Raw genomic sequence first — 26,405 nt, 5'->3', positions numbered from 1 at the left:
TCCCGGCCGCCGCTGCCGGCGGATCGCGCAGTAACGACGGAGGTAAGGCCGCATAATGTCCGACTTCCCCTTCCTCTCGGTGCTGACCGTGGCGCCGCTGGTCGGCGCGCTGATCGTGGTCTTCCTGCCGCGTGACCGGCCCGACTTCGCCAAGCAGGTCGCCTTCGTCTGGTCGCTGGCGGTGCTGGCGCTGACCGTGGTCATGTGGGTGGCCTTCAAGACCGGGGGCGAGCGGTTCCAGTTCCGCGAGTCCTACACCTGGATCCCGCAGTGGGACGCGAAGTTCACCTTCGCCGCCGACGGCATCGCGCTGGTCATGCTGATGCTGATCGCGGTGCTGGTGCCGCTGGTGATCCTGGCCTCCTGGCACGACGCGGAGCAGTCCAAGCGGTCCGTCCCGGTCTACTTCGCGCTGCTGCTGGTGCTGGAGAGCACCATGATCGGCGTCTTCGCCGCCGCCGACGTGTTCCTGTTCTACGTGTTCTTCGAGGTCATGCTGGTGCCGATGTACTTCATCATCGGCAGCTACGGCAGCCACCGACGCCAGTACGCGGCGGTGAAGTTCTTCCTCTACTCCCTGGTCGGCGGGCTGTTCATGCTGGCCGCCGTGATCGGCCTCTGGGTGGTCGGCGGGAAGACCTTCGACTGGCAGACCCTGGTGCAGGCGGACATCTCCACCGGCACCGAGCGTTGGCTGTTCCTCGGCTTCTTCGTCGCGTTCGCCATCAAGGCGCCGTTCTTCCCGTTCCACACCTGGCTGCCGGACGCCGGTGGGGCGGCCCCGGCCGGCGCCGCCGCGCTGCTCGTCGGCGTGCTGGACAAGGTCGGCACGTTCGGCATCCTGCGGTACTGCCTGCCGATGTTCCCGGAGGCGTCGAAGTGGTTCGCGCCGTGGGCGCTGGCGCTGGGCGTGATCGGCATCATCTACGCCGCGCTGCTCGCGGTCGGCCAGAACGACCTGAAGCGGCTGGTGTCGTACACCTCGATCGCGCACTTCGGGTTCATCGGCGTCGGCATCTTCGCCTTCACCACCCAGGCCGGCACCGGCGCGGTGCTCTACATGGTCAACCACGGCCTGGCCACCGGCCTGCTCTTCCTGGTGGTGGGCATGCTGGTGGCCCGCCGGGGCTCGGCGCTGATCAGCGACTTCGGCGGCGCGGGCAAGCTGGTGCCGGTGTTGGCCGGGGTGCTGTTCTTCGCCGGTCTGGCCTCGCTGGCGCTGCCCGGCACCGCGCCGTTCGTCTCCGAGTTCCTGGTGCTGATCGGCACGTTCACGGTGAACAAGCCGGTCGCGGTGATCGCCACGCTGGGCATCATCCTGGCCGCCGCGTACGTGCTGTGGATGGTGCAGCGCACCACGCAGGGCACCCTGAACCCGGCGTTGACCGAGGTCGAGGGCATGCGGCGGGACCTGAACCTGCGCGAGAAGGTCGTGGTCGCCCCGCTGATCGCGCTGATCGTGCTGCTCGGCTTCTACCCGAAGCCGCTCACCGATGTCATCAACCCGGCCGTCCAGGCGACCATGCAGGACGTCGGCAGTACCGACCCCGCGCCGACGGTCGGCAGCGTCCAGGAGGCAGCAAAGTGACCGAGCAGCTCAAGTTGCCGTCTATCGAGTATCTGGGGCTTCTGCCGATCCTGGTGATGCTGGGCGCGGCCCTGCTCGGCGTGCTGGTGGAGGCGTTCGTGCCCCGCCGGGGCCGGCACCCGGTCCAGCTTCTGCTCGCGCTGGTGTCGGTGGTGGTCGCGTTCGTGGCGGTGATCTTCGCCGACGACCGCCGGGGCATCACCATCGGCGGGGCGATCGCGGTGGACGGGCCGACGCTCTTCCTCCAGGGCGGCATCCTGGTCCTCGCCGGGGTGGCGCTGCTGCTGATCGGCGAGCGGACCGTGGAGCGGGGTGGCGCGTTCGTCGCGCAGGCCGCGGTCACCGCCGAGTCGGCCGACGACCGGCGGCAGGCGGAGGGGCAGAACGGGACGACCGAGGTCTTCCCGCTGACCACCTTCGCCATCGCCGGCATGTTGATCTTCGTGGCGGCGAACGACCTGCTGACCATGTTCATCGCGCTCGAGGTCTTCTCGCTGCCGCTGTACCTGCTCTGCGCGCTGGCCCGTCGGCGCCGGCTGCTCAGCCAGGAAGCCGCGATGAAGTACTTCCTGCTCGGCGCGTACGCCTCGGCGTTCTTCCTGTTCGGCGTGGCGCTGGTGTACGGCTTCACGGCCGGTCTGCCGAACCGGCCGGCCGGGGTGGACCTGGACACCGTCGCGGTGGCGGTGAGCGAGTCGACGTCCAGCCGGGTGCTGCTCTTCGCCGGCATCGCGTTGATCTCCATCGGCCTGCTGTTCAAGGCGGCGGCGGCGCCGTTCCACGTCTGGACGCCGGACGTCTACCAGGGCGCGCCGACCCCGGTCACCGGGTTCATGGCGGCCTGCACCAAGGTGGCCGCGTTCGGCGCGCTGCTGCGCATCTTCCACGTGGCGTTCGGCGGGGCGGCCTGGGACTTCACCCCGGTGCTGGGCGCGGTGGCGGTGCTCACCATGCTGGTCGGGGCGGTGCTGGCGGTCACCCAGACCGACATCAAGCGGCTGCTGGCGTACTCGTCCATCGCCAACGCCGGCTACCTGCTGGTCGGCGTGCTCGCGCCGGGCAGCGGTGGTCTCTCCGGCACGATGTTCTACCTGGTCGCGTACGGCTTCTCGGTGCTGGCCGCGTTCGCTCTGGTCACCCTGGTCCGGGACGCCGACGGCGAGGCCACCCACCTGTCCCGCTGGGCGGGGCTGGGCCGGCGTTCGCCGCTCTACGCCGCGCTGTTCACGTTCGTCCTGCTGGCCTTCGCCGGCATCCCGCTGACCAGCGGTTTCACCAGCAAGTTCGCGGTCTTCGGCCCGGCGCTGGAGGGCGGGCAGGCGTGGCTGGTGATCGCCGGCGTGCTGACCAGCATGGTGCTGGCCTTCCCGTACCTGCGGGTCGTGGTGATGATGTGGCTCTCCGAGCCGGGTGACGCCACCCCGACGGTGACCGTGCCCGGCGGGCTGACCGCCGCCGCCCTGATGATCGGGGTGGCCGCCACGCTGCTGCTGGGCGTTCTTCCGGGCCCGCTGCTCGACCTGGCCGACGGGGCCGCGCAGTTCATCCGATGACCGATCGGCGGTTCCGGTCGGGGCTGCCCCGACCGGAACCGGTCGAACGGGTGTGGCATGGTTGAGGGCGTGGAGACAGCGGCTGGCCAGCGAACAGGCGCCACCGGCTCCGGCAGCCGCCGGAGTCGGCCGAGCGCGGGTCAATTCGACTCGCTCGGGCTCTATCTTGCCGACCCCCGGATCGAGGCGTCCGTGCTCGGGCTGCTCGAAACGGTCGAGGTCGAGCTGCGGGCGAGCGTGGCGAGCGCCGATCCGCTCGTCGGCGAGGCCGCCCGGCACCTGATGGAGGCCGGCGGGAAGCGGTTCCGGCCGCTGCTGGTGGCGCTGGGCGCCCAGTTCGGTGATCCGACCGGCCCGCAGGTCGTCCCGGCCGCCGTGGTGATGGAGCTCACCCACCTGGCGACGCTCTACCACGACGACGTGATGGACGAGGCGGCCGTCCGGCGGGGCGCGCCGAGCGCGAACTCCCGCTGGACGAACTCGGTGGCCATCCTGGTCGGCGACTACCTCTTCGCCCGGGCCGCCGACATCGCCGCCGACCTGGGCACCGAGGCGGTACGCCTGCAGGCGCGCACCTTCGCCCGGCTGGTGCACGGCCAGATCGCCGAGACGGTGGGCCCCCGGGCCGGTGACGACCCGGTCCGGCACTACCTGCACGTGATCGCCGAGAAGACCGGCTCGCTGATCGCCACCTCCGCCCGCTTCGGCGGCATGTTCGGCGGCGCGCCCGCCGCGCACGTCGACGCCCTGGCCGGGTACGGCGAGACGATCGGGCTGGCCTTCCAGCTCTCCGACGACCTGCTCGACATCTCCTCCGAGTCGGTGCAGTCCGGCAAGACCCCGGGCACCGACCTGCGCGAGGGCGTACCCACCCTGCCGGTGCTGTACGCGCTCGCCTCGGACGACGCCGACCCCGCCTCGGCGCGGCTGCGGGAGATCCTGGCCACCGGTCCGCTCACCGACGACGACCTGCACGCCGAGGCGCTGGGTCTGCTCCGGGAGTCCCCGGCCCTGAAGCGGGCCCGGGAGACCGTCCGCAGCTACGCCGAGGAGGCCCGCGAGCGGCTCGCTCCGCTGCCCGACGTGCCGGCCCGCCGGGCCCTGCAGTCCCTCTGCGACTTCGTCGCCGACCGCACGAGCTGAGCCGCCCCGGCCAGGAGCCGGGCGCGCTCGGCCGCCGGTCGTCGGCGGGGCCGTCAGGGGCGCGGCAGGGCGCGGGTCGCGGTCAGCATCAGCAGGGCGGCCAGCAGCATGGCGACGGCCGCCACGAGCCACATCACCGGGTAGCCGAACCCGCCGGCCAGCGGGCCGAGCGTCAGCGGGCCGAGGCAGCCGCCCGCGTACACGCCGGTCTGGGTGATCGAGGTGGCGGTGGCCGGGGCGCCCGGGTGCAGTCGGACCACCGCGAAGTTCATCACGCCGGGCCACGCCCAGCCCAGCCCGAAGCCGAGCACCACGCCGGCCACCAGTGGCCCGGTGCCCGGCACGGCGAGCAGCGCCAGACCCAGCGCGCCCACCCCGAGCTGACCGGCGATCAGCCCGACATGTCCGCCGGCCCGCCGGTCGGCCAGCCAGCCGCCGGCCACCCGGGCCAGCACGCACACCGCGCTGCCCAGGGTGAGGGTCAGTCCGGCCAGTCCGGGGTCCAGGCCGCGGGTGGCCGCCGAGTCGACCAGGAACGTGCCGAGCGCGTTCGCGGCGGCGGCGGCCAGGGTGGCGGCCACCCCGATCAGGACGAGCGTCGTGGTGGGTCGCCCCCGTTCGCCGCCGGACCGCCGGGTCGGGCCGGGCTCCCGTGCGGGTACGGCGCCCAGGGCGGCCAGCGCCGCGCCCGCCGCGACGACGAACGCCCACCGCCAGCCGACGGTCAACGCGACGGCGGGCACCGCCATGCCGGCCAGCAGCGTGGCGACCGGCACGGCGGCCTGCTTGACGCCGAACGACAACCCCTGCCGTCGGGCGGGCACGTGCCGGGCCAGGCTGGCGTTGCTGGCCAACTGGCCGAGGGCGTTGGCGGCGGCCCCCACCGCCAGCAGGGCGACCAGCACGGGGAACGACCGGGCGAACGCGGCGATGGCGAGCAGGCAGCCGGCGGCCAGGCCGACGCCGGCGCGGGCGACCCGGCTGGGGCCGTACCGTTCGACGAGCCGCCCGGACGGGATCGAGGCGAGCGCGCTGACGCCGAAGTAGACGGCGACCGCCACGCCCAGCCCGGCCGGGGTGAACCGGAGGTCCTCGCCCATCTGCACGGCCAGGCCACCGACCAGGAAGACCGGCAGCACGCAGGCCACGGTGGTGGTGACCGCGCCGACACCGACCCGCGCCGGGCGGGTGGACGGGGCGGCGTCGGCAGGGCGGGGGCGGCTGCGCGCGGGCTCGGTCATCGGCGGCAAACGTACCCAGCAGGTGTTACAGGTCGGGCGGATCGGACGCGGATCACAAAACGATCAACTCACTGTGTCTGTCGGTGCACACACAGTCGATGGATATCTGGCATCCTCGATCGGGCAGGCGTTTCGCATGGAGCCTGTTTTTCATATGGTGTAGATCCCCAGCGGCGGAGGTGGTTGTGCGCGACCCCCTAGCGGAACCTTCCGATCTCATCCGCAGCGTCTCCCGCGCGCTACGGGTCCTGGAGGCGGTCGGTCGCGCTCCGAAAGGCCTGACGGTCAAGCAGATCGCCCGACGCTGCGAGTTGACGGTGGCCACCACCTACCATCTCGTCCGGACCCTGGCCTACGAGGGCTACGTGATCCGGCGGGAGGACGGCACGTACATCGTCGGGCTGGAGATCGCCGACCGGTACCGGGAGCTCGTCACCGCGTTCCGGGGCCCGGCGGTCGTCGGCGAGACACTCCGGCGGGCGGCCGTCGACAGCGGTCACAGCCACTTCCTCGGCCGGTTCGTCGGCGGCCAGGTGGCGATCACGGCGGTGGCCGAGGGCGCGCGGTCGCCGTACCTGGAGGATCTGGTGCCCGGCTTCGACGAGGCCGCGCACGCGACGGCGTTGGGCAAGGCGCTGCTGGCCACGCTCACCAGCGAGCAGCGCTTCCGCTACCTGCGGGAGTACGGCATGCGGCCGTTCACCGCCGCCACCCTGACCACGCCCGAGGCGTTCGAGAGCGACCTGGCCACCGGGGACCGGCGCGGCATGCAGTTGGAGCTGGGCCAGTTCCGGCAGGGGGTGGCCTGCGCGGCGGTGCTCGTCGCGCCGGACAAGGACATCGAGCGGCGGGTGGTGCTGGCCTGCGCGCTGCCGGCCGGCGAGATGATGACCTCCGCCCGGGTGGTCCGGGCCAAGCTGCTCGCGGTGGCCCGCAGCGTCGCCGACGGCATCGCCACCGAACACTGACCGCGCGGCGTCCGAAAGGGGTCCCCCGCCGGACCGGCGGGGGACCCCTTCGCGTCGCGTGCGATCAGGCGCCGATGTGGCGGCCGTCGAGACGCCAGGTGACCACGACGCCCGGCTTGGCGAAGTCGCCGTCCGGCCAGTTCGAGGCCGGGTTGTCGATGGACGCCCCGCTGATCTCACCGGGGTGCTGCACCGCCACGAACACCGACCGGTCGTCGCCGGTGATGAACGGGCCACAGGTCTCCGCGCCGATCGGCACGGTGAGGAACTGCTTCAGGTGGCCCTTCTCCGGCCCCTCGACGGGGGTGGCGAAAAGGCCGTCGTTGCTGCCCAACGCGTTGCCGTCGGTGGAGATCCACAGGTTGCCGGCGCTGTCGAAGGCGACGTTGTCCGGGCAGGAGATCGGCGAGACCTTCGACTTGTCGTACCCGGAGAAGTAGGTCGCCGGGTCGGCCGGGTCGCCGCAGACGATCGGCAGCGACCAGGCGAACGTGCCGGCGGTGTTGTCGCCCCGGTCCTCGACCAGCTCCAGGATGTGCCCGTGCCGGTTGGCGGTACGCGGGTTGGCCTCGTCCGCCTTCGGGTTGCTGCCGGTGCCCCGGTTGGTGTTGTTGGTCAGGGCCACGTACACCTTGCCGGTGCGCAGGCTCGGCTCGACGTCCTCCGGACGGTCCATCTTGGTCGCGCCGACCTTGTCCCCGGCGAGCCGGGTGAAGGTGAGCACGTCCGCGGCGGTCATCCCGTCGACGTACGAGCGGTCGCCGCTGACCAGCCTGATCCAGGTGCCCCGGCCGTTGAACGCGCCGTCGGTCGGCAGCTTCCCGGAGCCGTCGATCTCGTCGGCGCTGGTGTAATCCAGCTTCGCCACGTACAGCGTGCCCGACTCCAGCAGGGTCAGGTTGTGCTCGCGGGCCTGCCAGGAGTTGCCCGGCCGGTACTTCTTGTCGGAGACGAACTTGTAGAGGTAGTCGAACCGCTCGTCGTCACCCAGGTACGCGACGACGTGGCCGCTGCGCGCCACGATGACGTTCGCGCCCTCGTGCTTGAACCGGCCCAGCGCGGTGTGCTTGCGCGGGCGGCCCTCCGGGTCGAACGGGTCGACCTCGACGATCCAGCCGTGCCGGTGCGCCTCGTTGGGGTGCCTGGCCAGGTCGAACCGCTCGTCGGCCCGATCCCACTTCCGGCTGCCCGACGGGTACCGGTTGGTGGTGTCGATGCCGTACCGGGCCAGCTTCGGCTTCAGGTCGGCCGGGGCGGCGTCGCCGCCGACGAAGTACTGGTTGAAGTTCTCCTCGCCGGAGAGCACGGTGCCCCACGGGGTCACCCCGCCGGCGCAGTTGTTGAGCGTGCCGACGACGGTGCGGCCCTTCGGGTCCGCCGCCGTCCGCAGCCACGCCGACCCGGCGGCCGGGCCGGTCAGCTCGAACTTCGTGGCCAGCGCGGTGATCCGCCGGTTGTACTTCCGGGCGCCCTTGGTGACCACCCGGTACTCGCCGGTGTCGCCGACCCGCTCCAGCTCCACCACGGAGAGCCCGTGCGCGGCCATGGCCGCCTTCACCTGCTCGACGTCGAGCGCGTCGTGGCTGGTGAAGCCGGGGAACATCAGCTCCTCGTTGGTGTACTCGTGGTTGACCACGAGCAGCGCCCGCTTGCCCTTCCTGTCCAGCGGGAGCACGCCGACGAAGTCGTTGTTGTAGCCGAACTGCTTCGACTGACGGGCCGCGGTCTGGCGGCGCACGTCCAGCTCGGGCGCGCCCGGCACGACCTCGTCACCCCAGCGGATCACCACCGAGTGGTCGTACCCGTTCGGCACGACGAAGGTGTCCAGCTTGTTCGGCGGGACGGCCTTGAAGGTGAGCGCGCCGCCGCCGGTCGGCTCACCGGCGGCGGGGGCGGCGAAGTTCTCCACCTCGGGCAGCTCCGGGGCGGCGGGCGCGGCCGAGGCCGCGCCGGCGCCGGCCAGCGAGCCGCCGACGCCCAGCACCAGCGCGCCGACCGCGCCGGCACGGACCACGCCACGGCGGGAGACCTCACCCCGTACCAGGTCACCGAGGTACGGGTTGTCGGAGGTGTTGGGCACCGGGTGGTCACAGGCGTTGCCGCACCGGTACAGGCAGGTCATCGAGTCGCGGCTGCCGTGGCGGTTGGCGCCCAGCAGGGGAAGCAGCCGGCGTCGTTCGCTCATGTGGAGGAGCCTCCTGGAGGGGTGGGCGCCCGTCGGGACCCGAGGGGCGCGCGTACCTGCCGGACGCTAGGAGGGTCGGTTGATCGTGGGTCGGCCTCGGAGTGAACCGCCGGTGAACACCTCCAGCTCAGTGAACCGATGCGCTCGCCGGCCCGTATGTTCCGGCGTACCCACCGCTGCGGCGAGGAGCGAGGAGACCGCCATCAGCGACCACGACGCCCACCTGCTCCGCGCGCTGCACGACGAGCACGCCGACGCGCTCTACGCGCACGCCCTGCGGCTGGTCGACGGGGACCGGCAGCGCGCCGAGGACCTGGTGCAGGAGACCCTGCTGCGGGCCTGGCGGCACCCGGCGGCCCTGGACCCGGAGCGGGGTTCGGTGCGCGCCTGGCTGTTCACCACCGCCCGCAACCTGGCCATCGACGCCTGGCGGCGGCGGTCCACAAGGGTCGGCGAGATCGTCACCGACGAGCTGCCGGAGCCGGCGGAGACCGTCGACGAGACCGACCGCGCGGTGGAGACCTGGCTGGTGGCCGAGGCGTTGGCCCGGCTCAGCCCGGCCCACCGGGAGGTCCTGGTGGAGTGCTTCTACCAGGGGCGGTCGGTGGCGGAGGCGGCGGCCCGGCTGGGCGTTCCGCCGGGCACGGTCAAGTCCCGCACCCACTACGCGCTGCGCTCACTACGGTTGGCGCTGGCCGAGATGGGGGTGACGGGATGACCGGCTGCGAGTTCGCGCACGACGACGGCGCGTACGTGCTCGGCGCGCTCTCCCCGGCCGAACGGGCCGCCTACGAGCGGCACCTGGCCGGCTGCGCGGCCTGCCGGGACGCGGTCGCCGAGCTCGCCGTCCTGCCGGGGCTGCTCGGTCGGCTGGACCCGGCCGAGGTGGCCGGGCTGGTGCCGCCGCCGGAGCGGTCCGGGGTGCCCGCGCTGCTCACCGCCGCGGCCCGGTCCCGCCGCGCAGAGCGCCGCCGGGCCCGCTGGCGGTACGCGGTGACGGCGCTGACCGCCGCGGTGTTCACCCTGGTGGTGGGGGCCGGGTTGACCGCCCTGCGGCCGGGCGACCAGGGCGGCGACGGGGTCCGCATGGCCGCCATGCGCCCGGTGGCCGGCGTCGCCCCGGTGCACGCCGAGATCGGGCTCACCGGCACCGGATGGGGCACCGAGGTCCGGCTGCGGTGCGGGTACGACGCCCGCCCCGACCACCACAGGGCGTACGTCTTCCGGCTCGTCGCGTACGGCCCGGACGGCGTGTCGGAGCAGATCGGGTCGTGGGTGGCCGCGCCCGGCGACGAGGTCCGGCTGACCGGGACGACCCGGTTCACCGACGCCGAGCTGGCCCGGCTGGAGCTGCTCCGGGCCGACGGCACCCCGGTCCTCGGCTACGACGTCCGCTGAGCCGCCCTACGGCGACCGGTGTCCGCTGAGCCGCCGCGGCGGCCCGGCTGGGCGGGGCGTCAGCGGGTCGGGAGCGGCACGGCCTGCTCCCGGGCCGGGTCGGGGCCCCGGGGGCGCTGACGGGCCTGTCGGAGCGCGTCCACGCTGAACACCACGAGCGCCGCCCAGACCAGCGCGAACCCGGCGAGCCGGGCCGGTGGCATCGGCTCCCGGAAGACCAGCACCGCGCAGCCGAGCTGGAGGGTCGGGGTGAGGTACTGCATCATGCCCAGCGTGGTCAGCGGCAGCCGGTTGGCCGCCCCGGCGAAACAGAGCAGCGGCCCGGCGGTGACCGCGCCGGTCAGCACCAGCAGCGCGGTGTGCCCGGCCGACACCCGACCGAACGTCAGCCCGCCGGAGAACAGCAGCCAGCCGAGCCAGCCGACGGCGGGCAGCACCAGCACGGCCGTCTCGACGAACATCCCCTCGGCGGCGGGCAGCGCCAGCCGCTTCTTGACCAGGCCGTACCCGCCGAAGCTGAGCGCCAGGACGAGCGCCAGCCACGGCGGACGCCCGTAGTCGGCGGTGAGCACCGCCACGGCCAGCCCGCCGACGCCGACCGCCACCCACTGCGCCGGACGCATCCGCTCCCGCAGCACGGCCACCCCGAGCAGCACCGACACCAGCGGGTTGACGAAGTAGCCGAGGGCGGTCTCCACCACCTGCTCGCTGTCCACGCCGTACGTGTAGACGCCCCAGTTGACGGCGATCAGCACGGCGGCGACGGTGACGCCGGCCAGCGCCCGGGGCCGGCGCAGCAGATCCCGCAGCACGGCGGCCCGGCGCAGCGCGGCCAGCAGCAGCGCGAGCACCACCATCGACCAGACGATCCGGTGGGCGAGCACCTCGACCGGCCCGGTCGGCCGGAGCAGCCGCAGGTACAGCGGGTAGAAACCCCACGCCAGGTACGCCCCGAGGGCGTACAGGTAGCCGACCCGTGACCCGGTCACGACTCGTCGCGCCGGTCCAGTTGCATCCACCACTCGGGCCGGGGCAGCGGGGTGAACCCGGCCGCCGCGTACACGCCGTGCGCGTCCAGGGTGGCCAGCAGGATCCGCCGTACCCCGAGGTCGGTCAGGTGGTCGCGGACCGCGCCGGCCAGCCAGCCGCCCAGCCCGCGGCCCCGCTCGACCGGATCGACGTAGACGTCGCAGAGCCAGGCGAAGGTGGCCCGGTCGGTGACAACCCGGGCCACCGCCACCTGGGCTCCGTCGGACGGCCGGTAGACGCCGAACCCGATGGAGTTGGCGAACGCGCGGGCCACCGTCTCCCGGTCCCGCCCGAGCGCCCAGTACGCGTCGCTGGAGAGCCAGCGGTGCACGCGGTCCAGGTCGAGGCGCGCCGGGTCGGCGCAGAGCTGGTAGCCGTCGGCGCGGGTCAGGGTCAGCACGTCGCCGAGGCTGGCCGGCTCACTCCCGGTCCAGGAGGACGCCGAGCAGCCAGGTGACCACGCCCACGAGCAGCGCGCCGAGCACCGCCGCCGGCCAGAAGCCGTCCACCTCGAACGGCAGCCCGGCCTGGCCGGCGATCCACCCGGTGAGCAGGAACAGCAGCCCGTTGACCAGCAGCGCGATCAGGCCCAGGGTCAGCAGGTAGAAGCCGCAGCCCACGGTCTTGATGATCGGCTGGAGCACGGCGTTGACCACGCCGAAGATCACCGACACGAGGAGCAGGGTCACCACCGTCTCGACGGTCGAGCCGGCTTCCACCGCGATCCCGGGAACGACCAGGGTGGCCAGCCAGAGCGCCAGCACCGTGCTGCCCAGCCGGATCAGCAGAGATTTCATGTCGGCGATGGTGCCATGCCCCGTCCACCAGGGGAAACCCGCGACGGCCGGGGTCAGCGGCGGGCCGGCGGGCCGACCAGTTGCGCCTCGATCGGGGTGGGGGACAGCAGCGCCCACCGCAACGCCCGCCGGTTCACCACCGCCACCATCTCCGGCCGGATGCGGGTCAGCCACTCGGCCGAGCCGCCCAGCCCGAGCGCGCCGCCGGCGAGGGCGGCCTCGGTCGGGTCCAGCGGTTGCAGCACCGCCAGGTCGGCCCGGGCGAGCGCGTCCCCGTCGGCCGGGGTCAACTCGTCCCGGACCACCAGGGTCGCCTGCCAGCCCGGCCCGGGCGCGGCGTCGGCGGCCACCGGCCCGGCGTCCACCACCAGCAGCAGCGGGCGCAGCGGCGACCCGGCGAACGCGTCCACCGGCCGACCGGGCGGGACGACCGCGATCGCGCCTCCCGGCACCCCGACCCCCCGCAGGAACGGCTCCCAGGCCCGGGGGCGGGTGGTCTGCACCACCACCCGGGCGCCCAGCGCCATCGCCCGCAACCCGAGCAACTGCGCGGCCGGCACCCCCCCGACCAGCACCAGCCGGGTGGCTTCCGGCCGGAAGATCCGCAGGGTGACCGCGCCGCCGTGCCGGTTCGCGCCGATCATCAGCCCGGCCGTGCCGAACGGCAGCTCCAGCGCGTCGAGCCGGCCGACCGGCAGGGCCGGACCCCGCCCGGCCCGGGCCAGCGGCAGGGTCGCGGCGAAGCCCGGCGACTGGTACCCGTCGAGCCGGCGCACCTCGCCGCCCACCCCGCCGACCAGCCGGCGCAGCGCCTGCTCGGCGGCGGACAGCTCCGCCGGCGTGTCGGCGGCCAGCCGCACCGACAACTCGACAGGCGTCACGGCCGGGTCGGTGCCCCGGGGGCCGGCGCAGAGCGCGACGGTGACCGCGGCGGCGGGCAGCCCGAGCAGCCTCGGCACGAGCTGCCGACCGCCGTCGCCGCCCAGGTCGGGCCAGCGACGCAACCGGAAGGTCGACTGCGCCAGACCCCCCAGACGCAACCCCGGCCAGCTTTCCCGTACGGGGTGGTCGCCGTCGTGGTGGGCCAGTTCCCCGAGTACGCGCAGCGCGGCGGCCGGGCCGAGCGGGCGGACGGTGAACGGGGCGAGCCGTCGGGTCACCTTGCGGACCGCGCCGGAGAGCGCCCGCCGCAGGTCCTCGTCGGACCAGCCGTCCACCCGCAGCGCCCGGACGGCCAGCACCGCGCGTTCCCGCGCGGGCAGCCGCCCGTCGGTGAGCTGCCGGTACGACGTCGCCACCTTGCTGCCGCCCGCCCCGGGCGCGGGCGCCGGGGAGCCGGAGAGCACGAGCTGGACGCGCAGCGGGGGAGTGTCCGGGCCGACCGGGGGCAGCAGCGCCGCCGGACCGGGCAGCTCCCGCGCGCCGTCCCCGAGCGGGCCGCCCGGGTCGAGAAGCTCCAGCAGGGCGGTCAGGCCGTCCGCGTCGGCGACCACGGCGGCCGGGTCACCGGCCAGCTCCGCGCCGCGCACCGAGGCGTCCGGCGCGACCAGGCCCAGCACCGCGGCCGGGCCGACGCCCGGTGGCAGCCCCCGCCGCCGGGTGAGGTGGGCGACGGCGATCACCAGCCACTCGAACAGCCACCGACCGCGCAGCCGTACCCAGGCCACCGCCAGCAGGACCAGGGCGACCAGCACGGCCCCGGCGGTGACCAGCGCCCCCCGGCCCAGGGCGGCGGCGACCAGGGCGACCGCCACCTGGGCGGCGACGACCTGCCCGGCCCGTACGCCGAACACCCGGCGGGGCCGCCGGACGCTCCACCGGGCCGGCGGCGGACGTCGCCCGCCCGGCGTCGGCGACCGGTCGCCCCGGCCCGCCGGTTGCCCGCCCTGCCCCGCCGGGAGTCCGGCCCGGCCCGTCCGTGCCTCCGGTCGGGTGGGCGTCGACCGGCCGGTCCTCGTCACCGTCACCGTGCGCCTCCTCCCGCCCGCCCGTGCGCCGCCCCGCTCGGCCCAGCGGCCCATGTTATGGGTTCGGGCCCGGCCCGGCGGGGCGGTTGTCCACAGGCGAGCGGAGCGGGGTAGCACATCCATGGGCGGCCCGCTACCGTCAGCGACGAGTTCCGTCGATCCGCTGACGAGGCAGTTCCCCGACTGTCGGCGGGCGACCGACGTGTCCACACGGGGGGGCGTCGGCGGGCGGTTCCGATTCGACAGAGACGAGGTGACATCCGGGTGTCCCAGACCCAGGCGGAAGCCGCGGTGATGCAGCAGACCGCCGCGAAGTTCGAGCAGGTCGACCAGTCGTTGCAGACGATGCTGAGTCAGATGATGGCCGAGCTGGAGGTGTTGCAGCAGGCCTGGCGGGGCGCCGGCGGCCGGTCGTTCGAGCAGGTCAAGCAGCAGTGGTCACAGGACCAGTCGGCGTTGCACCGGGCCCTGCGGGAGACCGCCCAGGCGATCCGCACCGCCGGCACGCAGTACGACACGTCGGACTCCGAGGCGGCCGGTCGGGTCACCAACACCAACCGCGGCATCCAGTTGCCGCTGTAGCCGATCCGCGAAGAGGGGGAAGAATCCGATGAACGACGGTGTGCTGGTCGTCAACTTCGCCGCGCTGCAACAGGCCGGCGCGGACATCCAGCGGGCGCTGAACACGCTGGATTCGCAGCTCGGCCAGTTGGAGCGGGACGCCGCCCCGCTGGTGGCGAGCTGGTCCGGTGACGCCAAGGAGGCGTACGCCCAGCGTCAGGCCCGCTGGCGGTCGGCCTCACAGGACCTCCAGTCGATGCTGCGCGACATCAAGGTCGCGGTGGACGACTCCGCCGCCGACTACCTCAACACCGAGAAGCGCAACATCAACCTGTTCCAGTGACCGTCGGCCCGGGCCGGGCGGGCGTGACCGTCGGCCCGGCCCGGGCGGGCGTGACCGTCGGCCCGGCCCGGGCGGGCGTGACCGTCGGCCCGGCCCGGCCCGCGTGCCGTCGGGGTGCGCAGCGCTCCCGACCGGCCCCATACCGGGTCAGCGGTCCGCCGGGTCGGCGGGACGCCAGCGGCGGCGTGACCCTCGGGGCAGCACCAACGCCGCCACCAGCGCGACGGTCACGCCGACGGCGGCGACGGCGGCGGCCAGCAGCGCCCGCCGCCGCGCGTCGGCCCGCCGCTCGTCCCGCGCGACCAGCGCCGGGTCGGCCCGGTCCGCCGGCAGGCCCTCGACCGGACGGCCCCGTCCGGCGCCGCCCGGGCCGGTCCCGGTGACCGCCCGGTACGGGTTGAGCACCCCCGCGCCGTAGCCGGCGTGCCGCCCCGGGGCGGGGTCGGCGGTGGCCACGATGCGCCGGGCCACCTCGCCGGCGGTCAGCTCCGGCCGGTACTCGCGCAGCAGCGCGGCGGTGGCCGCCACGAACGGGGTGGCGTAACTCGTGCCGTCGGCCCGGCGGTGACCCTGCCCCGGCGCGGCCATCAGCACGTCGCTGCCCGGGGCCACCACGTCGACGTAGGCGCCGACCTGGGAGAAGTCCGCCCGGGAGCCGTCGGCGGCGATCGCGCCCACCCCGAGCACCCCGTCGTAGGCGGCCGGGTAGGGGCGCGGGTCACCGTTGTCGTGCAGGTTCCCGGCGGCGGCGACCACCACCACGTCCCGCTCGACGGCGTACCCGATCGCCGCCCGGACGGCCGGGTCGTCCGCGTACAGGACCACGGAGAGGTTGAGCACGTCGGCGTCGTGGTCCACCGCCCACCGGATGGCCTCGGCGAAGACCTTCGCGCTGACCGTACGCCCCGACTCGCGGCCGTCGACCACCTGCTGCTCGCTGACCCGTACCGGGAGGATCCGGGCGTCGGGGGCCAGCCCCCGGAAGGCGATCCCCGAGCCGGGTCCGGCGGCGATGATGCTCGCCACGCCGGTGCCGTGCCCGACGCAGTCCCGCCGACCGTCGTCGCCCCGGTCCAGGAAGTCCGCCCCGCCGAGGATCCGCCCCCGCAACTGCGGGTGCCGACGGTCGACCCCGGAGTCGACGACGGCGACGCGGGTCCCGTCCCCGGTGGCGAGCGGGGCCAGCCGGTCGGGGGCGTATCGTTGCTGCGACCAGGGAGCTTCGCTCACCGGCCGGCTCGGGGTCAGCGGCGAGGGGCAGCTCGGCGCGGCGGCGCCCGGAGTGGCCGTCAGTACGGTCACAATGACGGTGGCCAGCCCGGCGGCGACCGGACGCGGACTCGGGCGGGGCATCGTCGCCTCCGTATCGTGTCGGCTCCGGGACGGCATGTTATCGCCCGGAAGTCATCGACGCGGGTCGCGCCGGCCAGACATTGTGATCTTGTTACTACCTTGTAGGTTGTACGCGATGCCTATGGCCTGTTCGCGGGAGGAGAGGTGGCCGTGACCGAATGGGAGCCGGCCACGGAGGCCGAGGCCGCGATGCGGGACGCGTTGCGCGCCAACGACCAGGAACTCTACTTCCGGATCCTGGCCCGGACGGAGCTGCTGCTGCCGGTGTCCGCGGAGGCGCTGGCCGGGCAGGCCCCGATGGGCTGGGGCACCTGGACGACCGGTGGCCGTACCCACGTGCTCGCCTTCACCTCCGAGCCGGCCCTGCGCGCCTGCCTCGGGGAGAGCGGTGGGGCCAACCGCCGCAGCCCGTACCCCGACCTGGCTGCCGGTTGGCCCAATCACGAGTGGTGGCTGGCGGTCAACCCGGGGCTGCCGATCGAGGGTTACCTGCCCGCCTGGTTCGTCTCGCAGCTCTCCCGGGGTGACGTCCGGTTGCCGGGGCGCACCCTCGGCGCGCGGGCCCGCCTGGAACGGGTGGAGCAGATCGCCCGTAACCGTGCCGAGACGCCCGGCCCGCCGGATCCCGCCCCGCGGACCCCGCCGACCGCGCCACCGTACGGGTCGGGCCACCCGCCGGCCCCCGTGCCGCCGCGCCGGAGCACCGTCGAACGGCTGTCGGCGGACCCGACCGAGGCGATCCGGTTCCCGCCGGCCGGCCCCCCGCGCCGGGCGCCCGAGCCGTCGACACGTCCCGGGCCGGAGCCGCCGACCCAGCCGATGCCCGAGTCGCCGGCACGTCCCGGCGTCGAGTCGCCGGCCGGCGGCGAGCCGGCGTCGAGCTGGCTGACGAATCCGCGCCGGACGGCCCGCCCGGAGCCGGGCCCACCCGCCAACGGCCAGCCCACCGGCCGTAACTCCTTCTTCGAGCCGGCCCCGCCCGGGCGCAGCGCCGGCCCCGCCCCGATCTCTCCGCTGCGGGCACAGGACCGGGGCGCTCCTCCCGCGCCGCCCCCGTCGCGGCCGGACCGGGGCGTCGCGCCGTCCCGGCTGGGTGATCCGGGCCGGGCGTTTCCCCGGCGGCGGCCGTACCCCTCGGGGGACGAGCCCACCCGGGCCTTCCAGTTCACCGACCAGGCTCCCGGCGAGCCGCCCCCACCACCGGCGGCGCCTCCTCCGGCGGCGGCCCCTCCGGCGGCAGCGGCTGCGTCGCCGGTCGCCGGTGGGCGGTCCCCGGGGTCGACGACGCCTGCCGACCAGACCCAGGCGTTGCCCCGTCGGCAGCCCGCACCGGATCCGGCGGTCGCCGAGCCCACCCAGGCGTTGCCGCGCCGGACGCCGCCACCGCCCGGGGCCGCCGAACCGACCCAGCCGCTGTTCCGGGCGTCACCCGGCGCGGGTGAGCCGGCCGGTCAGGAGCCGACCCAGCCGCTGTTCGGGCGGACGCCACCCGCCGCCGACGGGTCGGTCGGAGCGGAGCCGACCCAGCCTGTCCCGCACCCCGCCGGGCCGACCGCTCCCTTCGGCGGTGGCCCGAACGGCACCGCGCCGGCCCCGGAGCCGGCCGGGTCGCCCCGACCGCGCTCGCCGATCGTCATCGAGGGCACCGTCGTCGAGTCCCGGAACCTGGCCGGTCCGGCGTCCGCGTACCCCACGGGTGGGGACGTCGACCAGGCCCACCACGTCAGCCCCGAGCCGGCGTACCCGGCGGGCGGAGACGCCGACCCGGCGTACCACGCGGCTCCCGGGCAGGCGTACCCGACGGGCGGTCCGGCGGACCCGGTCGCCGAGCAGGCGCACCCGGCGGACCTGGCTCCCGGGCAGGCGTACCGGTCGGACCCGGGCGTCGCCGCGTACCAGGCGCAGAACGTCGGAACCGCCGCGCCGAACGCCGGGCCGGTGTTCCCGACGGCGACCGGGCCGACCGACCCCGCCCCGAACCTGCCGACCGACCCCGCCCCGACCGGGCCGACCGACGCCGCGGCGGGGCCGGCCGGCACTGCCCCGGTGGAACCGGCCGGCAAAGCCCCGGTGGGGCTGGTCGACGCCGCGCCGACCGGGTCGGCCGAGGCCGCTGCGGCGGGGCTGGCCGACGTGGTCCCGGCCGGGCTGGTCGACGCCGCTGCGGTCGGGCCGCCGGAGCCGACCGGCCCGCCGGATCCCACCGGTCCCGCCGCGCCGGTCGGGTCGGCGGACCCGGTCGGGCCGGGGGACGCGGCAGCTCCGGCGGGGGCGGGCATCGGATCGCCGACCGGGCCGGAGCTCGACTTCCGTCCGGCCAACGAGGTCGAGGAGAACCTGCTCGCCGCGGTCGGCGCCGGCAGCACCGACACGTTCCTGTCCACCCTGCTCCTGGCCCGGGTGCTGCTGCCCGTCGCCCGCGACTCGGCCCCGGGCGCCCGGCCCGGCGAGAGCGGCTTCGTCTGGCGTACGGAGCAGATCGACGGGGAGACGTACGTGGTGGTCTACACCTCGCCGGAGCGGCTGAAAGACCACGCGATCGTCACCGTGGAGACGGTACGGGTCAAGTTCGTGCAGCTCATCCGGCGTTGGCCGGACGAGCGGTGGTCGTTCGCCGTGAACCCGGGCAGCCCGGTCGGCGCGAAACTCCCCGGCGAGCAGATCGTGGCCCTGGCCAACTGGGCCGCCGAGGTCGGCCTGGGCGACGACGCCGAGCCGGAGCCGACGCCGGAGACGCCGGCCGTCGCGGCGCCGGTCAGCCCCGCCCGGTACGCGACCACGCCGGAGGACCCGAAGCGACCGCCGATGATGCAGAAGGCGGTCGCGCCCAGCCAGCTCGCCTACTACCTGGAGCGGGGCTACGACCGGGTCTCCGGGTTCGTGCACCGGGCCGGCGAGGTGGCCCACCTGAACACCCCGGCGCGGCTGTACGGGGCGCTCGGGCTCGGCTACCCGGACTCCCCGTTCTCCCCGGACGCCGACGAGATCTACGTGCTGCGTTGGCCGGCGTACCGGCCGAGCCTCTACCGGATCCCGTACGGCGGGCAGAACGAGGGCGCGATGCGGGCCATGGAGGGCTGGGTCATCGAGCGCCCGCCGTTCCGGGGCAACGGGTTCGCCCCCGGCGAGAGCAGCGACGTGGTGGCCGAGTTCAAGGTGGACAGCGCCCGGTTGCCGCACGGCACGCAGCTCTGGCGGATCGGCGCGGACGGCAGCGAGCGGGTGGTCGCGGTCCTCGACACCGACGCCCTGCTCTGGCGACAGGTCGGGGAAGCATGACACGCGACGGCTACGTGGCCCGCTGGCGCGGGCGGGAGTACCAGGCCAGCCCGGACGGCACCGAGGTGCGGCTCTACCAGCCGGAGCCCGGGGAGGGCTTCGAGGAGGCCCGGCCCGGCCGGTACGTCCGGGTGCTGCCGATCGACGAGGTGGACGACCTGGCGTACATCCGGACCACCTGCACCTGGCAGGGGCAGCCGTTCATCGTGCTGGCCGAGCACGACGGCTGGCTGCGGGTGGAGTACACCGGCGGGCGTTGGCCGGTGGCCCGGGCGATGGGGCTGGAGGTCTTCGACTTCGGCGTCTACCAGGGCTGGGCGCCCGCCACCGAGGTCGCCGAGTTGCGCGAGCACCGGGTCTGAGCGCGGCCGGCGGTCAGGACTTCGCCCAGCGCAGCACCTCGCCGAGCACCACGTCCGGGGCCTCCAGGTGCGGGAAGTGGCCCACGTCGGGCAGCAGCCGCCACTCGTACGGGCCCTGGACGTAGCGGCCGGAACCCTGGGCGGTGCGTGGCAGGGAGGCGATGTCCTCCGCGCCGTGCAGTTGCAGCGTCGGGGTGACCAGGGGTTTCTGCATCAGCTTGACGAACCGGTAGCCGTGCAGCCGCAGCACCGAACGGAACGCCCACCGGTACGCCTCCAGGGCGCAGAACGCGGCCTGCGGGATCCGCATCGCCTCCCGGCAACGGGCCGCGTACGGGGCGAACGCGGGGCCGTCCACCCAACGTCGGCCGCCCCACCGGCGCAGCACCTCCTCCACCCCGGCCGCGTCGTTGCGGGTGAGCACGTGCTCGTAGCGGGGAAGCTGGAACTTCAGGGTGGGGGTGGCGGCGCTGAACTGCCCGCGTGGGTCGGCGAAGATCCCGGCCCGCAGCCGCAGCGGGTGTGGCGCGCCGAGCACCACCAGCCGGCGTACCAGGTTGGGGTGGAACGAGGCGGCGGTCCAGCCGAGCAGCCCGCCCGCCCCGGTGCCGACCACGGTGGCGGAACGTTCGCCCAGCGCCCGGATCAGGCCGGCGACGTCGGCGGCGAGCGTGTAGCCGTCGTACCCGCGGGGTGGTTTGTCGGTCGCGCCGTAGCCGCGCAGGTCGACCGCGACGGCCCGGAAGCCGGCGTCGGCGATGGCGGGCAGCAGCTCGTGCCACGCCCACCAGAATTCGGGGAAACCGTGCAGCAGGAGGACCATCGGGCCGGCGCCGGCCTCGACGACGTGGAACCGGCTGCCGTTCGCGCCGACGAACCGGTGGGTCCACGGCCCGTCGGTGAGGACGCAGGACTCGTCGATCGGCCCGTCATGCTGGTCGGTCATGTCCACAGCCTAGGACCCGGCGGCATCCTGCCTGCTGGTACGGGTGCGGAGCGGACGCCGGACGCGCCGACGGCGGCCCGGAGCGGACGCCGGACGCGCCGACGGCGCCCGGGGAGGCCCCGGACGCCGTCGGGTGGTGCTGTCGTGCTGGTCGGCTCAGGAGAAGCGGACCTTGATGGAGGTGCCGTCCTGCTCCAGAACCTTGATCTTGGTGCCGGTGGCCGGGACCTTGACGCCGTGGTTCGGCAGCTCCGGGTACCAGTACTGCTTGGTGTCGTCGAACAGCGGCTCCGCCGCCTGGCCGCGGATGTACTGCGGCTGGCTGTTGAGGTGCAGCGTGAACGAGTCGGCCTTCTTCAGGCTGAACGGCGCGTCGTAGACCTGGACGCGGGCCCGCCAGGGCTGACCGGTCAGGTTGTAGATCGGCCGCGGGTGCGCGTCGATGATCATGTTGCGACCCTCACCCGGGTGCGCGAACGTGTCGTTGTCCGCCCAGCGGGTGTTCCAGTAGGAGATCAGCAGACCCTCCTGGTACGCGTAGTGGTCCACGTACTCGGGGCGGGTGTTGCTGTACCCGAAGAAGTACGGGCCGGTCTTGAGGTACTTGTCGTACGAGACGTACGACCGGTGACCGGCGATGTAGAAGTTGTCGAAGAGGCGGGTGTAGGTCTCCTCGACGATGGACCAACCGGCAAGCGTCCAGCCGGGCGCGCCGTTCTCCGCGCCGTCGGTGAGGACGGTCTGACCGTCGGCGGTCACGGTGATCGCGTCACCGAAGAAGCCGCCCTCGGAGACCCCGCCGTCGGTCTGGTAGCGCAGCCGGAACTGCACCGTCTGGCCGGCGGCGAAGTCCATCGGGATGTTGATGTCGACCCACTCACCGTCGCTGGAGCCGTCCAGCGCCGGACGACCCGGGGTGATCTCCGGGATCGGCTGGCCGTCGACCGTGCCCGGCAGCGCCGTCCAGCTCTGGCCGCCGTCGGTGGACGCCTCGAAGAAGAGGTAGTCGTAGCCGGCCTCGATGCTGTAGCGGCCCTTCATCGACAGCGCCGCCGACGACTTCCCGGTCAGGTCGACCGTCCGGGTCATCGTGCTGTTGAGGTCGTCCTCGTTGCCCGAGAAGAACTGCTTGGCGCCCTCGAACGGCTTGCCGTTGTCGAAGGAGTACGGCCGCTGCGGCAGCACCACCACGGCCGCCTGCGCCTTGTCGGAGTTGTACTCCTGCGGGCCGAGCTCCAGGGTCCGCTTCTGACCGGCCACGATCACCTCGTAGTCGAGCCAGCCGAGCTGGAGCTTGTTCCACGCGCCGAGGTCACCGCCGCGCTCGCCGATGCCGCCGTCGTTCTTGGCGCCGAGCCGGCTCTGGGCCATCAGGGTCCAGTGCTCGTTGTTGTTGTCGCCGCCGTTGACCACGTTGTAGTCGTCCGGCAGACCGAGGTCGTGGCCGTACTCGTGGTAGAAGACGCTACGGCCGCCGTTCTCCGGCTGGATGGTGTAGTCGCCGATCCAGATCCCGGTGTTGCCGATCTGGGTGCCACCGGCCGGGAAGTTCGGCGGGCCGGTCACGCCCTGGTCGCTGGCGTACGCGTACCAGCGGTGGCTCCAGATGGCGTCCTCGCCCTGCCACGGGTCGCCGTCCGCCTCGTCGCCACCGGCGTGCACGATCTGGAAGTGGTCGATGTAGCCGTCCGACTCGTTGAAGTTGCCGTCGGCGTCGTGGTCGTACCGGTCCCACTTGTCGAAGGACTTCATGTCCGCGGCGATCTGCGCGTCCGTACGGCCGGCGGCCTTCTGGTCGGCCACCCACTTGTTGGCGGCGTCCCGGACCAGCGCCCAGGTGTTCGAACAGACGTTGGAGCCGCAGGGGTAGCCGCCGGAGCGGCCGTAGCGGGCCTCGTTGTACTGCACCTTCACCCAGTCGGTGACGGTGCCGTCCACGCTGTACCGGCCCGAGGACTGGGCCTCGTAGTACTGCTTGAGCGACTCGTCGCCCTTGCCGGTGCCGAAGTACAGCTTGCGGAAGTAGTCCGCGTCGTAGTCGGCCTGCCACACGGTGGAGTTGTCCACCGCGCGGTTCGGCTCGGGGATCTCGTTACGCAGCGGGCCGTCGAACCGGGCCGGCCCGGGGGTGTCCGGGTCGGTGTCCTGGTCCGGGAAGTTCGGGTGCCGCTCGTTGCCGAACTCGGCGAGGATGACGAAGATCCGGTCGGTCTGCTCGCGGGCCAGCTCGACGTACTGGTCCTTGGTCTGAGCGGCGGCGCCGGCCTTGGCCGAACGGGCCGCCGGGCCGCCCGCGGCCTGGGTCTTGCCGACCTTCACCACGGTGCTGCCGTTGATCTTCTCAGACTTGGCGCGTCCGGAGAGGACCTCGCTCAGCCCCTCCTGGCGCAGGGCGCGCCGCTTGGTTTCGAGCGGGTTGGGCAGGTCGTGGTCGTGCTCGGCGTGGTTGGCTTCGGCAGCCGACGGGACCGCTCCCGGCGTGTTGGCCGAGGGCGCGGCGGCAGCGGTGTTACCGACCGCCAGACCCGTCGCCGTCAAAGTCAACCCGAGCAGACCCACTGCGACTTTGCGCACGTGGTACCTCCGGTGTAAGGGAAACCGACCCGGTCGGGGTACGGGGCCGGTGAACGTCCCACTAGTGGGACCACTGGTGAACATAGACACTGGTGGGACCGCTGGGAAGATGCTGACGTTGATTTGTTGCGCAAAATAGTTGCGAATGCTTTTCAGTGTCACAACGCCCGCGTCCGGTGACCAGGACGGGAAGCGGGGCCGGCGGCAAAGTGCCACCGACCCCGCGCCCGCCCGGTCAGCTCATCGCCGGGCCGGGGTGACCTGCACCAGCGCGTGCGAGTTGTCGTTCGCCGTCCGTTTGATGGTGATCGTGACGCCGTAGCTCACGCCCTGGTCGCCGGGGTTCCCGGTGCCCAGGACGGTGAAGCCCAGGTCGGTGCCGTACACCCCGGTCGCCGGGGTGCCGTCCGGGTTCACCGCCCGGGTGGTGTACGCGGCGTTACCGCGCGACGGGACGACCACCGAGGCGTCGCTGTCCCGGGCGAACAACTGCGAGCCGTCACGCACCTCGATGCCCGGCACCCAGCCCCGGGCGTCGGTGAAGCCCGGCACCGCCGGCTGCGCGCCGAAGCTGGTGCAGTACTCGCTGTACGGCTCGCCCGCCGCCTCCAGGCACTCGTTGAACGGGTACGTCGGGTGCAGGGAGAACGCCGCGTTCGACGACTGCGGCCGGCTCGGCAGGTTCTTCAACGTCGACGGGTCCTTCGTGGCCGCCTCGCCGGTACGGCGCAGCGGGTCGAAGTTCGCGTCGACGATCAGCAGCCCGCCCTTGGCCCCGTAGCTGGGCAGCGCGGTGAGCTGGGCGGTGGTGTGGTTGACGTCGCCCAGCGTGGTGTCCCGGTACCAGACCAGCATTCCCGGCGCGTTGTACGCGATCCGGTCCACCTTCCACGCCTCGTTCGAGTACACCGTGTCGTAGGCGTACTTCAGGCCCTCGTCGAAGCCGTCGAAGTTGCGCCACTCGGCCAGGTAGTAGTGCGCCTGCACCTTGGTGCCCGAGTCGGTCGCCCAGCCGCCGCCGGTGGTGTCGGTGAACGTGCCCCCGGTGGCCGTCCAGCCGGCCGCGCCGCCCTCGACGTCGTCACTCCAGGTGGTGGCCGCGCCGCCGGTGACCGCGAAGTCGTCGGCGAACCAGCCCCGCTCCACGAACGCCGCGTCGGTGGCGTACCGCAGCCGGACCTGCACGGTCGTGCCCGCGTACGGGGACAGGTCGACGTAGTCGTGCCGCCAGCCGTGCGTGTCGCCGGTCAGGCCGTACTTCTTGTTCCCGAAGTCGACCAGCCGGCCGTTCGGGTCCGCGTACCCGTCGTTCGTGCTGACCAGGGCGCCGGACTCGTCGTACACCTTCAGCTCGGTCCAGGACGACCCGCCGTCGGTGGACACCTCGACGAAGCCGTAGTCCCAGTCCGCCTCGATGACGTAGTTGTTCCACATCCAGAACTTCGCGTCCGCGGCGGCCGGCACGGCCACCGTACGGCTGAGCTTGACGTCCGCCCAGTCCTGGTCCGCGCCGCTGTACCACATGTTCTGGCCGCTGTGCGGGTCGGCGAGGTTGATCACCTTGTCCGGCAGGTCGATCTTGAGGCCGTCCTGGGTGCCGCGCGGGGTCCGCGAGGTCTGCCCGAGCAGGACGGCGCGCGGGTTCGCGCCGACCGGGACCTCCAGCGGGTCGGCCCAGCCGAGCACCCACTTGTCCCACAGGCCCATGTGGGTCGGCAGCGCCTGGAAGATCTCCCCGGAGTGCGAGCCGGACGCCATCAGGTCCCAGAAGTCCACGTCCGAGTCGGCGTTGCCGGAGGTGTCGTAGAGGTCCGGCAGACCCAGGTCGTGGCCGTACTCGTGGGCGAAGACGCCGACCCCGGCGTCCTCCGGCTGCACGATGTAGTTGGACACCCGCAGGTCCGTGCCGGGGATCGCGTAACCGCCGGCCACCGCCGACGAGTGCGCCCAGATGGCGTACGTGCCCTCCGCGCCGCCGCCGCGCGACTTGCCCTGCCCGGCGTGCACCAGCACCAGGTGGTCGATCACGCCGTCCGGCTCGTGGAAGTCGCCGTCGCCGTCCCGGTCGCCCTGGTCCTCGATGTCGTAGTCGGCCCACGGGAAGTCCGGGTCCATCGCGGCCAGCGCGTCGACCGCGTCGGTGGCGAGCCGGCCGGCGCCCTGCGGGTTGTCCGGGTGCCCGTTCATCGCCTGCTGACGCCCGGCCACCCACGCGCCGGTCTCGTCCTGGAAGCAGCGCGACGCCGCGTACCAGCCCTCCGAGTGCGGCACCTTGATCCACGGGCTGGCCTGCCCGTCGACCGTGTACGCGCCCTTCGACATCTCCAGGTACATGTTGCGCATGCTGCGGCCGGAGATGTCGATGCCCGGCTTGCCGTCCGGTCCGGTCAGGTCGGTGCGCACCCGCTGGGTGATGCCCGTCCGGGAGTAGAGCATCCGGTTGTAGTGGGTGGGCGAGAAGTTCGGCACCCACATCGAGTTGTTGTCCTCGTTCGGGTACGACGCCGGGTTCGGGATCCGGTTGTGCAACGGTCCGTTCTGGACGGTGCCGGGGACGCAGCTCCGGTCCCCGAAGACCGTCTTCGGCACCATCGTCCCGGTGAAGTCGTCGTTCGCCTTGTCGTTGAACTCCACCAACAGGGTCAGCAGCTTGGCGGTCTGGGTGGCCGGGGCCTTCTTGAACCGGCGCGGGTTCTGCCCCGTCCGGATCGCCTTCGCCTCGGCCTTCGCCAGCTCGCGGGCGGCCACCGGGTTGCCCCGGGCGTACTTGCGGTCGTACGCGCGGGCCGCGTCGACGGCCGGCGCGTGGATGCCGTCGCGTCCCTTCACCTCACGACCCTCGGTGTCCGGTTGCACCGCGGGCTCGGCGTAGTTGATGTAGTACTCGTCCGCGCCGATGACGGCGCGGCCGGCGGATCCGGTCGGTTCGGCCGCCGCGCTGACCGGCACGGTGAGTGCCGAGGCGGCGAGCGCGACCGCGGGAAGGACGACGATCAGTCGTCGACGTGACCCGCGTGGCGGGACGGAGAGTTTCATGCCGCTCCATTTCTCGGGCATGGCAAGGAGACCGTCGGGACCACGACCATGTGAGGCAACGACGGCCGTCGACGGCCCCGAC

Annotated in this window: 20 protein-coding genes; 10 read left to right on the top strand and 10 right to left on the bottom strand. The window is 73.6% G+C overall.

Annotation, left to right across the window (positions count from 1 at the left end; all coding sequences use genetic code 11):
• Positions 1 to 55: 55 nt before the first annotated feature.
• Genes O7606_RS17015 through O7606_RS17005 form a run of 3 tightly spaced genes read left to right on the top strand, consistent with a single transcriptional unit; the run spans position 56 to position 4,284 of the window.
• Positions 56 to 1,588 (top strand): NADH-quinone oxidoreductase subunit M, encoded by a 1,533-nt coding sequence (locus tag O7606_RS17015; protein ID WP_281595011.1) that lies wholly within the window; start codon positions 56 to 58, stop codon positions 1,586 to 1,588.
• Entirely contained in the window at positions 1,585 to 3,141 is a 1,557-nt protein-coding gene (gene nuoN / locus O7606_RS17010) for an NADH-quinone oxidoreductase subunit NuoN (protein ID WP_281595010.1), read from the top strand. The genes O7606_RS17015 and nuoN overlap by 4 nt, the downstream gene beginning before the upstream one ends.
• Before the next feature lie 57 nt (positions 3,142 to 3,198).
• A complete protein-coding gene (locus O7606_RS17005) occupies positions 3,199 to 4,284 on the top strand; it encodes a polyprenyl synthetase family protein (protein ID WP_281595009.1) in 1,086 nt (361 codons plus the stop codon).
• Positions 4,285 to 4,337: 53 nt separating this feature from the next.
• On the opposite strand, the gene O7606_RS17000 is transcribed toward O7606_RS17005, so the two are convergent.
• Positions 4,338 to 5,525, bottom strand: coding sequence for an MFS transporter (locus O7606_RS17000; RefSeq protein WP_281595008.1), 1,188 nt, complete (start codon positions 5,523 to 5,525; stop codon positions 4,338 to 4,340).
• A gap of 185 nt (positions 5,526 to 5,710) precedes the next feature.
• Between O7606_RS17000 and O7606_RS16995 the strand changes: the two genes are divergently transcribed.
• Complete coding sequence (locus O7606_RS16995) at positions 5,711 to 6,493, top strand: IclR family transcriptional regulator C-terminal domain-containing protein (protein WP_281595007.1); 783 nt, start codon at positions 5,711 to 5,713, stop codon at positions 6,491 to 6,493.
• Between the two features lie 64 nt (positions 6,494 to 6,557).
• On the opposite strand, the gene O7606_RS16990 is transcribed toward O7606_RS16995, so the two are convergent.
• On the bottom strand, positions 6,558 to 8,678 hold the full coding sequence (locus O7606_RS16990; RefSeq protein WP_281595006.1) for a PhoX family phosphatase: 2,121 nt from the start codon (positions 8,676 to 8,678) through the stop codon (positions 6,558 to 6,560).
• A gap of 223 nt (positions 8,679 to 8,901) precedes the next feature.
• Here O7606_RS16990 and O7606_RS16985 point away from each other — a divergent pair, with 223 nt between their 5' ends.
• Complete coding sequence (locus O7606_RS16985; RefSeq protein ID WP_281599729.1) at positions 8,902 to 9,396, top strand: sigma-70 family RNA polymerase sigma factor; 495 nt, start codon at positions 8,902 to 8,904, stop codon at positions 9,394 to 9,396.
• Positions 9,393 to 10,076 (top strand): zf-HC2 domain-containing protein, encoded by a 684-nt coding sequence (locus tag O7606_RS16980; protein ID WP_281595005.1) that lies wholly within the window; start codon positions 9,393 to 9,395, stop codon positions 10,074 to 10,076. The genes O7606_RS16985 and O7606_RS16980 overlap by 4 nt, the downstream gene beginning before the upstream one ends.
• Positions 10,077 to 10,135: 59 nt before the next feature.
• Here O7606_RS16980 and rarD read toward each other — a convergent pair whose 3' ends face one another.
• The 4 genes from rarD to eccE are packed head-to-tail and all read right to left on the bottom strand — an operon-like array spanning position 10,136 to position 13,695.
• Positions 10,136 to 11,065, bottom strand: a complete 930-nt coding sequence (rarD, locus tag O7606_RS16975; protein ID WP_281595004.1) for an EamA family transporter RarD — start codon at positions 11,063 to 11,065, stop codon at positions 10,136 to 10,138.
• Entirely contained in the window at positions 11,062 to 11,505 is a 444-nt protein-coding gene (locus O7606_RS16970) for a GNAT family N-acetyltransferase (protein ID WP_281595003.1), read from the bottom strand. The genes rarD and O7606_RS16970 overlap by 4 nt, the downstream gene beginning before the upstream one ends.
• Before the next feature lie 19 nt (positions 11,506 to 11,524).
• On the bottom strand, positions 11,525 to 11,911 hold the full coding sequence (locus tag O7606_RS16965) for a phage holin family protein (protein ID WP_281599728.1): 387 nt from the start codon (positions 11,909 to 11,911) through the stop codon (positions 11,525 to 11,527).
• A 44-nt stretch (positions 11,912 to 11,955) separates the two neighbouring features.
• Positions 11,956 to 13,695, bottom strand: a complete 1,740-nt coding sequence (gene eccE / locus O7606_RS16960; RefSeq protein ID WP_281599727.1) for a type VII secretion protein EccE — start codon at positions 13,693 to 13,695, stop codon at positions 11,956 to 11,958.
• Positions 13,696 to 14,133: 438 nt separating this feature from the next.
• Here eccE and O7606_RS16955 point away from each other — a divergent pair, with 438 nt between their 5' ends.
• Both O7606_RS16955 and O7606_RS16950 read left to right on the top strand, forming a co-directional pair.
• Positions 14,134 to 14,451, top strand: a complete 318-nt coding sequence (locus O7606_RS16955) for a WXG100 family type VII secretion target (RefSeq protein ID WP_281595002.1) — start codon at positions 14,134 to 14,136, stop codon at positions 14,449 to 14,451.
• Between the two features lie 28 nt (positions 14,452 to 14,479).
• Entirely contained in the window at positions 14,480 to 14,773 is a 294-nt protein-coding gene (locus tag O7606_RS16950) for a WXG100 family type VII secretion target (RefSeq protein WP_281595001.1), read from the top strand.
• 147 nt (positions 14,774 to 14,920) lie between these two features.
• On the opposite strand, the gene mycP is transcribed toward O7606_RS16950, so the two are convergent.
• Positions 14,921 to 16,126, bottom strand: coding sequence for a type VII secretion-associated serine protease mycosin (mycP, locus tag O7606_RS16945; protein WP_281594999.1), 1,206 nt, complete (start codon positions 16,124 to 16,126; stop codon positions 14,921 to 14,923).
• A gap of 150 nt (positions 16,127 to 16,276) precedes the next feature.
• Between mycP and O7606_RS16940 the strand changes: the two genes are divergently transcribed.
• Together O7606_RS16940 and O7606_RS16935 are read left to right on the top strand one after the other, a co-directional pair.
• Positions 16,277 to 19,405 (top strand): SseB family protein, encoded by a 3,129-nt coding sequence (locus tag O7606_RS16940; RefSeq protein WP_281594997.1) that lies wholly within the window; start codon positions 16,277 to 16,279, stop codon positions 19,403 to 19,405.
• Positions 19,402 to 19,767: a hypothetical protein gene (locus O7606_RS16935; RefSeq protein ID WP_281594996.1), complete on the top strand. Its 366-nt coding sequence runs from the start codon at positions 19,402 to 19,404 to the stop codon at positions 19,765 to 19,767. The genes O7606_RS16940 and O7606_RS16935 overlap by 4 nt, the downstream gene beginning before the upstream one ends.
• A gap of 13 nt (positions 19,768 to 19,780) precedes the next feature.
• On the opposite strand, the gene O7606_RS16930 is transcribed toward O7606_RS16935, so the two are convergent.
• From O7606_RS16930 to O7606_RS16920, 3 genes are all read right to left on the bottom strand, one after another.
• Positions 19,781 to 20,713 carry an alpha/beta hydrolase gene (locus O7606_RS16930; protein ID WP_281594995.1) on the bottom strand — a complete coding sequence of 311 codons (933 nt, stop codon included), beginning with the start codon at positions 20,711 to 20,713 and terminating at the stop codon, positions 19,781 to 19,783.
• A 156-nt stretch (positions 20,714 to 20,869) separates the two neighbouring features.
• Complete coding sequence (locus O7606_RS16925) at positions 20,870 to 23,272, bottom strand: immune inhibitor A domain-containing protein (protein ID WP_281599726.1); 2,403 nt, start codon at positions 23,270 to 23,272, stop codon at positions 20,870 to 20,872.
• 255 nt (positions 23,273 to 23,527) lie between these two features.
• Entirely contained in the window at positions 23,528 to 26,323 is a 2,796-nt protein-coding gene (locus O7606_RS16920; protein WP_281594994.1) for an immune inhibitor A domain-containing protein, read from the bottom strand.
• Positions 26,324 to 26,405 lie beyond the last annotated feature (82 nt).

This window comes from Micromonospora sp. WMMD882, from assembly GCF_027497255.1.
Lineage (GTDB): Bacteria > Actinomycetota > Actinomycetes > Mycobacteriales > Micromonosporaceae > Micromonospora.
Note: the sequence above shows the minus strand (reverse complement) of the source record. Positions and strands in the feature narration are given on the sequence as shown.